The organism is Daejeonella sp. (genome assembly GCF_037719425.1).
Classification (GTDB): Bacteria; Bacteroidota; Bacteroidia; order Sphingobacteriales; family Sphingobacteriaceae; genus Daejeonella.
This window is the reverse complement of the sequence record NZ_JBBJNI010000161.1, coordinates 2,501-9,140: the sequence shown is the minus strand read 5'-3', so window position 1 is coordinate 9,140 and position 6,640 is coordinate 2,501. Positions and strand designations below refer to the sequence as shown.

At 40.6% G+C, this 6,640-nt stretch carries 10 protein-coding genes; 7 read left to right on the top strand and 3 right to left on the bottom strand.

Annotated elements, in window-relative coordinates; genetic code table 11:
* Positions 1–183: hypothetical protein (locus tag WKF69_RS16765; RefSeq protein ID WP_340383376.1), on the top strand; the 183-nt coding region annotated here is incomplete at its 5' end.
* A 171-nt stretch (positions 184–354) separates the two neighbouring features.
* Here the strand turns inward: WKF69_RS16765 and WKF69_RS16760 are convergent.
* On the bottom strand, positions 355–1,131 hold the full coding sequence (locus WKF69_RS16760; protein WP_340383375.1) for a prolyl oligopeptidase family serine peptidase: 777 nt from the start codon (positions 1,129–1,131) through the stop codon (positions 355–357).
* 84 nt (positions 1,132–1,215) lie between these two features.
* Positions 1,216–1,893 carry a TetR/AcrR family transcriptional regulator gene (locus WKF69_RS16755; RefSeq protein ID WP_340383374.1) on the bottom strand — a complete coding sequence of 226 codons (678 nt, stop codon included), beginning with the start codon at positions 1,891–1,893 and terminating at the stop codon, positions 1,216–1,218.
* Between the two features lie 124 nt (positions 1,894–2,017).
* Here WKF69_RS16755 and WKF69_RS16750 point away from each other — a divergent pair, with 124 nt between their 5' ends.
* Complete coding sequence (locus WKF69_RS16750) at positions 2,018–2,911, top strand: bestrophin family ion channel (protein WP_340383373.1); 894 nt, start codon at positions 2,018–2,020, stop codon at positions 2,909–2,911.
* A gap of 19 nt (positions 2,912–2,930) precedes the next feature.
* Positions 2,931–3,581 carry a carbonic anhydrase family protein gene (locus WKF69_RS16745; RefSeq protein ID WP_340383372.1) on the top strand — a complete coding sequence of 217 codons (651 nt, stop codon included), beginning with the start codon at positions 2,931–2,933 and terminating at the stop codon, positions 3,579–3,581.
* A gap of 139 nt (positions 3,582–3,720) precedes the next feature.
* On the opposite strand, the gene WKF69_RS16740 is transcribed toward WKF69_RS16745, so the two are convergent.
* The gene (locus tag WKF69_RS16740; RefSeq protein WP_340383371.1) at positions 3,721–4,671 is read right to left on the bottom strand and encodes a rhodanese-related sulfurtransferase; all 951 of its coding nucleotides are present in this window, start codon (positions 4,669–4,671) and stop codon (positions 3,721–3,723) included.
* A 358-nt stretch (positions 4,672–5,029) separates the two neighbouring features.
* On the opposite strand from WKF69_RS16740, the gene WKF69_RS16735 reads away from it, so the two are divergent.
* The 4 genes from WKF69_RS16735 to WKF69_RS16720 form a co-directional block, all read left to right on the top strand.
* Positions 5,030–5,380, top strand: coding sequence for a type II toxin-antitoxin system RelE/ParE family toxin (locus WKF69_RS16735; protein ID WP_340383370.1), 351 nt, complete (start codon positions 5,030–5,032; stop codon positions 5,378–5,380).
* Positions 5,364–5,669, top strand: a complete 306-nt coding sequence (locus WKF69_RS16730; RefSeq protein ID WP_340383369.1) for a helix-turn-helix transcriptional regulator — start codon at positions 5,364–5,366, stop codon at positions 5,667–5,669. Before WKF69_RS16735 ends, WKF69_RS16730 begins: the two co-directional genes overlap by 17 nt.
* 204 nt (positions 5,670–5,873) lie before the next feature.
* Positions 5,874–6,167 (top strand): GNAT family N-acetyltransferase, encoded by a 294-nt coding sequence (locus WKF69_RS16725; protein ID WP_340383368.1) that lies wholly within the window; start codon positions 5,874–5,876, stop codon positions 6,165–6,167.
* A gap of 264 nt (positions 6,168–6,431) precedes the next feature.
* Positions 6,432–6,640 (top strand): hypothetical protein (locus tag WKF69_RS16720; protein ID WP_340383367.1); only part of this gene is annotated, 209 nt, incomplete at its 3' end.

Below are 6,640 nucleotides of genomic sequence, written 5' to 3'. Positions count from 1 at the left end.
GCAGAGAAACCAAAGCCGGCCTATGTACCCCGCTTTAAAGCGGCCGTTCCTGTAAAGCCCGTTGAAAAGCAAAATGAGGAAATTGCAGATAAACCAAAGCCCGCTTACGTGCCACGCTTTAAAGCTGCTAATACAAAACCCGCAGAAGAATCTAAGGACGAAGACAGCGCAGACAAACCTTAAGCACCCAGCTTCCCCTATTACACAACCTTCTCCAGCACCACCAGCACCCTTCTCAAATATCCGTCACATCAGTCCTCTGACTTCTGACCTTCACTCTCCACTCTCTACTCTCCACTCTCAACTCTCAACTCTCAACTCTCAACTCTCAACTCTCAACTTTCAACTTTCCTCCTACCTCTCATGTCCAAACACCCACGGCAACAACTCCGCTTCCGCAAATGCTGCATCCCAGCTATTATGTCCGGCCTCAGGATACAGGGTCAGCTTAACATCCTTTGCTTTTAAACGCTGCAGTTCCGCGACCACTACCTTAGACTTTTCCGCAGGCACGGTGGTATCCTTTTCCCCATGGAAAAACCAAACGGGGACCTTTCTATACTTTTTGACATTGTCCACATGATCGCCGCCGCAGATAGACACTGCTGCTGCAAAAACTTTTGGTTTCCGGCGCAGGAGCTCCAGTGTCCCCATACCTCCCATTGATAAGCCGCCTGCATAGAACCGGTCTTTGTCGGCATACTTCTGGTCGCGGTAATCTTCAACGAGCTCCATGAGCAGGCTCATAACCTTGCCCGGTTCTCCGCCTGTTTGAAAGCCGAAGCGTTCACCCGTATTGCGGAACTGTACATTTGCCCAGAAATCCTTTGCAGGGCATTGGGGGAATATTACAATTGCAGGAAAATCCTTTCTCATGCGCTCGCTCTGGAAAAGCTTCCCGCCATGCGTCAGTTGGGCTTCATTATTATTGCCCCGCTCACCTGATCCGTGCAGGAAGAACAGAACCGGGTATTTCTTTGCCGGGTCAAAGTTTTCGGGCAGCAGGAGCCTGTACAGTAGGGTATCAGTACCTTTTACAAAGGCTTCTTTAGAGTAGGTGTTATTTTGAGCCATTGAAAGGTGCTGTAAAACCAGTATTATTAAGGCCAGGCAGTAAGTCTTGTTTATCATGGTACTATTTTTCAGAAGATCAAATTAGTGAAAATTGGCGCGTTTATTACTTCACTGAGCAATAGCTTTACATCCGGGAAAAAATTAACTTTTCATTAAACTTGTAAATACCAGGTCATTCAGAAAGGAAATAATTTCGCTTTCCTCCTTCTTCGTACTAAAATCAGTAAGTGAAGGTAGGTTATTCATGAAGAAGGTCTGGAAATGAGCCATTTCAACTATAGTTGACGCCAATGACTTGGGATATTTGTATGATGGACTACATTCTGAGATCACCCTGCTAATCACGGCACACAATTCCTTGTAGGGTTTAAAAAAATGCTGTTTGTTATCCTCCCCGACTTGTTTCGTTAAATATGCCTTTGACCCCTCAGCAATAACAATCTGATGAAGTAAACTTTCGTCTATATGATTTGTCTGCTGATCATCTTCAACTGCCGATGCCAATAGCATGATTATTCTCTTAAGCTTTACCACCGGGTCCTCGATATTATTCGTTTGAAAACTTATCTGAAATTCAAGCCAGCCCCAATACCAGGCTGTCAGATAAACCAATAGCTTGTGTTTATTTTCAAAGTATCGATAAATACCGGCCTCAGTTGTGCCAATCTCTTCAGCCAATTTCTTAAAGGTAAAAGCCTCAAAACCTGCCTTGTAAATTAACTGAACGCTATGCTTGAGAATGCTCTTTCCCAGTTCAGAGCTTTCCGGATTACGAAGATACAAGGCTTCGTTCATTTTCATCTGTAGCTGTAACTTCATTTAGGTCATTACTGGTTATTGAAGAAGAAGCAAACTTAAATAATATTCTACAATTATTTATAATAGTATTACTATCATTTAATAAATGATTGCTATCTTTGACCCATACATTAAGAGATCAGTTATGTTATTAAACAAACGAATACCCGCTGCCTACATATTTAATAAAGTAAAATATGACCTTGGATATGTACTGGTTTTATCTTTATTAGTTCTTTTTATCACCGAAAAGTATCGGGATCTATTGCCGGCTATGCCTCTAACAATCCCTGCTTTTATTGGCACGGCCATTTCAATTCTTCTTTCATTCAAACTAAGTCAATCATACGATAGATGGTGGGAAGCCCGGAAAGTATGGGGATCTATCGTTAATGATTCAAGAAGTTTCGTTATTCAATTGCAAAATTTAACAACAATTGGCAATGACCCGATGGTTAGAAAAATTTCCTTCAGACAAATTGCCTGGTGCTATTCTTTAGGACAATCGCTTAGAGGGCTCAATCCAACTGAAAATTTAGAGCAATACATCTCCCCTGAAGATCTTGAAGAGCTTAGACACCACAATAACAAGCCCTTAGCATTGCTCAACCTTCACGCAAAGGACATCAGGAACCTTAAAGATCGAAATCAACTAGAAATATTATCGCAATTACAACTAGATAACACCCTTACCCGGCTTTGCGATGCACAGGGAAAATCAGAACGAATAAAAACAACAGTGTTCCCTGTTACTTACCGACTGTTTCTTCATGCCATCATTTACTTATTCGTTGTAACACTATCAGTTTCATTAATTGATGTTGCCGGCTATTTTGAAATTCCCTTACTGCTTTTAATATCGGCAGCTTTTTTTCTATTGGAAAAATCAGCAACTCATATGCAGGATCCGTTTGAGAACAGACCAACAGATACTGCAATGACGGCTATTGCCCGAACCATTGAAATTAATATTAAACAACTATTAAAAGAAACTGACATACCTCAGGCACATCAAACGGAAAACTTTCACTTATCATAATCCATTAACTCAAGTAAAAATGAAAACACTTACAAAAGAATTGCAAGCGCAAATAAGCCCATCCAAGGCTCTAGAACTATTAGAAGACGGAAATAAACGCTTTGTAAATAATCTGAAGATCAATCGCAACCTGCTTCAGCAAGCAAACGAAACATCAGACGGACAACATCCATTCGCGGTAATTCTGAGTTGCATTGACAGCAGAACCTCTGCCGAATTAATATTCGATCAGGGACTAGGCGACGTTTTCAGTGTCCGTATTGCTGGCAACATAATTAATGAAGATATCTTAGGCAGTATGGAATTTGGTTGTGCGGTAGCTGGCGCAAAAATTATTGTTGTATTAGGTCACACGAAGTGCGGAGCAGTCAGAGGCGCTTGCGATCACGTAGAAATGGGTAATTTGACAGCCCTGCTCACTAAAATCAGGCCTGCAGTTGACGATGAAATGGTAACTAAAGAAAATCGAAATTCCAGCAACCCGATTTTTGTTGAAAATGTTGCCGTAATAAATGTGAAGCGAACCGTTACAGCGATAATGCAACGAAGCACAATCCTCAAAGAAATGATTGAAGAAGGACAAATTGGAATCATTGGAGGCACTCACGACATCTCAAGTGGAGAGGTAACATTCTATCAGGATACCCTTAATTTCGGCTCGAAAAAATAGGTCAAATCAAAAGCTCATTACAGCACACGCCTTCAATAGCTACAAACTCTGCCATCAGAAAAATGCTATTGAAGGAGTGTGCTTTTCCAGACCTGACGGGAAAAATGACAGGTAATGCATAAGCTCTTTGCAATATTTTTTACAGAGCTACCTTTTGCTTTTTACTATTCACAGCCTGCGGCACTTTTACATAATAGCCCGTACCATCATACTCACGCTTCCGCGGATGTGACTGGCAGGTATTGGAACATGCCCCTTCCAGCTTTTCGCCGCAGGCATAACACTGGGTAAAATGCTCATTGCATTCCGGGTTGGCGCAATTGATCATCTTTGTGGTATGACCTCCGCAGTTAAGGCAGGTTGAAATAACCGCCGGGTTCACAGTGTTTACATCAACGGCAACCCTGTTATCAAATACATAGCACTTGCCTTCAAAATCTTTACCTCCGGCTTCCTTGCCGTATTTGATGATCCCGCCATGCAGCTGGTAAACATTTTCAAAACCCTCATGTAAAAGCAAAGCAGAGGCTTTCTCACATTTGATACCGCCGGTGCAATAAGTAATGATCTTCTTGTCTTTATACTTTGCCAGCTCATTGATCTTTGCCGGGAAATCACGGAAGTTCTCAATATCCAGGGTTACGGCATTTTTAAACCTGCCGATAGAATGCTCATAGTCTGAACGAACATCAAGAATAACAACATCCTCATTATCCTTCATATTGATAAACTCATCCGCCCCGAGGTGGATGCCGGTCTTGAGTTCCGGGTTTATAATATGCGGATCCCTTAAGCCGGAATGCACGATCTCCGATTTATAGCGGCAGTGCATCTTGATAAAAGAAGGCTCGGGAACTTCATCTATTTTGAAATCAATCTTAGCAAAGCGCGGATCTGCATGAAGCTTTTCCATATAGGCTTTACATGATTCTGCAGTACCTGAAACGGTGCCGTTCAATCCTTCTTCGGCCACGATAATGCGCCCCACAAGGTTTAAAGACTTGCAAAACTGAAGATGATCTGCTGCGAATTGTTCAGCATTTTCTATTGCGCTGTAGCAATAGTAAAGGAGTGTGTTATACTTAATCATAAATCATTGATACTGGTGCAAACAGCGTTTAATGCGAGGGTAAAGATACGGAGGGGGGGTGGGTTTTGCAAATGGCTGCCGCGCTGCGCTCGCAATGACAAATGGTTGTTAGTCCCGTAGGGATGCCTACGGCAACTTAAACGCTGCAGAAAACTAAACGCTGTAGAAATTGGATAAAAATATTCATCTTTAAATTAAGGATGCTGATAGGGAAGCAAGGCGCCGGATTTGGCTGGCTTGGAGTGACTTTAACAGACATATATGTAAGTTATAGGTAATGCTCCTGCATCCCTTCATATAAAAATTCTCATTAACGACTTTGAATATGTTATCTAATTAGCTAACTTTGCTAGGTAAAATGGGTGACAAATTTATAAGGGACATTTATTATTTCAAGGAATACTACCTTGATTTTTTTGAAACGCTGAAGCCAGAAGTAAAGAAAAAGTTCAACTGGACTTTGCAACTTATTGCGACTCTTGACAGGATCCCTGAAAAATATTTTAAACATCTTACTGGTTCAACTGGACTTTATGAGATCAGAGTTGAGGTTGGTTCTGACATTTACCGTGTTTTTTGTTTTTTCGACAAAGGACAACTGATTGTGTTAGTGAATGGTTTTCAAAAGAAAACTAAAAAGACTCCGAAAAACGAACTAGACTTAGCAGAAAGACTAAAAAAACAATATTTAGATGAAAAAAGTAAATAAAAACCTAACCTCTTTTGCAGACCATCTGGATTTCCAGTACGGAAAACATGGAACTGAAACTCGTGAGAAATACGAAGAAGGCTTTGAGACATTCAGGCTTGGGGTAATGTTGCAGGAGCTCCGCAAGGAACAAGGATTAACACAAGAGCAATTGGCTGAAAAATGCGGGACAACAAAGACTTATATTTCCCGAATTGAAAATAACGCGAGCGATATCCGATTATCAACCCTTATGAGAATAATTCGCGAAGGATTTGGGAAACATTTGAAACTGAGCGTAGAAATATAGTCCGAAATTATATCCGCACTACCTATAACAGCAGGTTAAAGCTATGCCGGCTGACCTGCTACTCGATCTGTTCAACTTCTTAATCACCTTAGTGGTACGCGACAAAGGACAGTGCCACTAACACCGGCACAACTTAAACCCGCAAACCGTTAGCGGTCATTGTGAAGACAACCCGACAAATCATTTGCGAGAATAATATGAGTAATGGAAACACTAAATATACAAACAACACGACTTTATATTCGACACCTCGAATTATCCGACCTATCGGATTTTTATATTTATCGCTCTAATCCAGAAGTTACAAAATATCAAGGTTTTGATGCTATGACAATGGAACAAGCCGAAGAATTTATTATTGGCAACTCGACAAAGGATTTTGGCAAAGCAGGAGAATGGGTGCAGTACGGAATTGAAAATAGTGAAACGAGACAACTTATTGGCGACTGTGCAATTAACTTGACCAATACGACACAAGAATTGCAGAAATTGGAATAACAATTTCGCATCCCGAACAAAAAAAGGGATACGCAAAAGAAGTTATAATCGGAGTTTTGACTTTTCTGTTTGACACAAAAGAAATACACCGAGTTGTTGAAATAGTGGATGCTGAAAATATTGCTTCAATCAGCTTACTAAAAAGTATTGGATTTAAACAAGAAGGACACTTTATTGAAAACATATTCTTCAAAGGAAAATGGGGAAGTGAATTTCAATACGCAATGTTGAAACGAGAATGGGACAACAGAAAACCGTCATAACATGAGGAAATATCTCGCAATAAATTTATTAGCGTTGTACTTTAACATTTTTTCGCAGGATAAGAAAGTTGTGTATTACAACGAGAGCCTGAAAGAAATTATGGAAGTCGATTTCATTAAACAAAAAAACAACCAGAGCAATCAAGACATCTATTTTGAAAACAACAGTCTAATCACAGGGTTATTGGCTCGTAGAAAAAATTATGGGCA

Coding starts and splice junctions, on each gene's coding strand:
- WKF69_RS16760 (WP_340383375.1), bottom strand. CDS start 1,131: ATGATAAACAAGACTTACTGCCTGGCCTTAATAATACTGGTTTTACAG.
- WKF69_RS16755 (WP_340383374.1), bottom strand. CDS start 1,893: ATGAAGTTACAGCTACAGATGAAAATGAACGAAGCCTTGTATCTTCGT.
- WKF69_RS16750 (WP_340383373.1), top strand. CDS start 2,018: ATGTTATTAAACAAACGAATACCCGCTGCCTACATATTTAATAAAGTA.
- WKF69_RS16745 (WP_340383372.1), top strand. CDS start 2,931: ATGAAAACACTTACAAAAGAATTGCAAGCGCAAATAAGCCCATCCAAG.
- WKF69_RS16740 (WP_340383371.1), bottom strand. CDS start 4,671: ATGATTAAGTATAACACACTCCTTTACTATTGCTACAGCGCAATAGAA.
- WKF69_RS16735 (WP_340383370.1), top strand. CDS start 5,030: ATGGGTGACAAATTTATAAGGGACATTTATTATTTCAAGGAATACTAC.
- WKF69_RS16730 (WP_340383369.1), top strand. CDS start 5,364: ATGAAAAAAGTAAATAAAAACCTAACCTCTTTTGCAGACCATCTGGAT.
- WKF69_RS16725 (WP_340383368.1), top strand. CDS start 5,874: ATGGAAACACTAAATATACAAACAACACGACTTTATATTCGACACCTC.